Source organism: Achromobacter insuavis (assembly GCF_902859645.1).
GTDB lineage: Bacteria > Pseudomonadota > Gammaproteobacteria > Burkholderiales > Burkholderiaceae_B > Achromobacter > Achromobacter insuavis.
The window spans coordinates 1-1,454 of the sequence record NZ_CADIJR010000182.1; the positions used below are offsets into that span (position 1 = coordinate 1).

General features: G+C 74.8%; 1 protein-coding gene. It reads right to left on the reverse strand.

All coding sequences use genetic code 11. The features are described 5' to 3' along the window. Positions 1-205 precede the first annotated feature (205 nt). The coding region (gene iaaH, locus H0523_RS32000) for an indoleacetamide hydrolase (RefSeq protein WP_180180323.1) at positions 206-1,454 on the reverse strand (1,249 nt) is incomplete at its 5' end.

Below are 1,454 nucleotides of genomic sequence, written 5' to 3' on the forward strand. Positions count from 1 at the left end.
GCCGCGCTGGCCTGGGCGCGGGAGATGACGGCCCTGGCCGCCGTGTTCGGCGACCTGGGCGGCGACGCGCGCTTCGTGCGCGAGGTGGCGCAGGCGGCGCAATCGCTGCGCACGCTGGGCGTGGCCGGCGCGCTGGACGCGACCCTGGCCGCCATGCGCGCGGACCCCGCCTGAGGCGCAGCCGCCGCCTGGGCGGGCAGGCGCATCATGCTTGCGGCGGCGCCAGCCGGCCCAGCAGCGGTTCGAGCGCCATGCCGACCGCGAGGATCTGGCGATCCGCGCCGGGCAGCCCATCCACTTCCAGTCCGATCGGCAGCCCGTCCGCCGACAGGCCGGCCGGCAGGCTCAGGCCGGGCAGCCCGGCATTGCTGCCCGGATCGACGTTGCGCGCCAGCCGCTGGAACGTTTCCAGGCTGCTGGCTTCCGGCGCGGCCAGCGGCGGCGGCACCGGCACCGTGGGAAACAGCAGGCCGTGCAGCGCGTGCTGCTCGAACGCGCGGCGGTAGACGTCGATGAGCGCGTCGCGATGCACCGCGATGGCGCTGTCGTACAGAGGCCGCAGCGGCAACACCTCGCCCGATGGCGTGGGCAGCACGCCCGGCACGATCAGGTTGTCGAAGATGGCCTTGACGTCCGGGCTGGAGATCTGCGCGACGACGTCCTCGAAGCTCACCCCGACCGCATGGCGTTGCAGGTAATCGATCAGGTCGGGCTTCTGCTCGTACAGGCAGAGCGGCATGCTGGTGGCGGCGTTGCTGGCTTCCAGGCCGGGCATGTCGAGCGGGACCAGGGTCACGCCGGCCGCGCGCAGGCGCGCCAGGGCGGCCTGCGTCGCGGCCTCGACCTGCGGGTCCAGGTCCTGCCAGAAATAGGCGGGCAGGCCCAGCCGCAGGTCGGCGGCCTTCAGCGCCGGCAGCGGCGCGGCGTCGCCGCTCAGCACGGCGTCCAGCAGCGCGATGTCGGCCATTTCGTTGGCGATGGGGCCGGGGGTGTCGCGGGTATGCGAAATCGGCGTGATGGCGGCGCCGTCATAACGCCCCACCGATGGCCGGAAACCGACGGCGCCGTTGAGCGCGGCCGGCAGCCGCACCGAGGCGCCCGTGTCGGTGCCGAGCGCGGCCGGGACCAGCCGCGCGCCCACGGCGGCGCCGCTGCCCGAGGACGAGCCGCCGGCGATGCGCTCGGGGTCATAGGCGTTGCGGGTGCCCGCGCCGCGCGGGCCGGGATAGGCGGTGTTGAAGCCGGACACGCCGAACGCCAGTTCATGCATGTGCGTCTTGCCGACGATGACGGCGCCGGCCTCGCGCAGCCGCCGCACCACAGGCGCGTCCTCGGCCGGACGGAAGTGGCGCAGGGCGGGGGTGCCGGCGGTGTTGGGCAGTCCCGCGACGTGGATGTTGTCCTTGATGGCCACGGGCACGCCCTCCAGCGGCCGGGCGGCGCGGCCCGCGGCG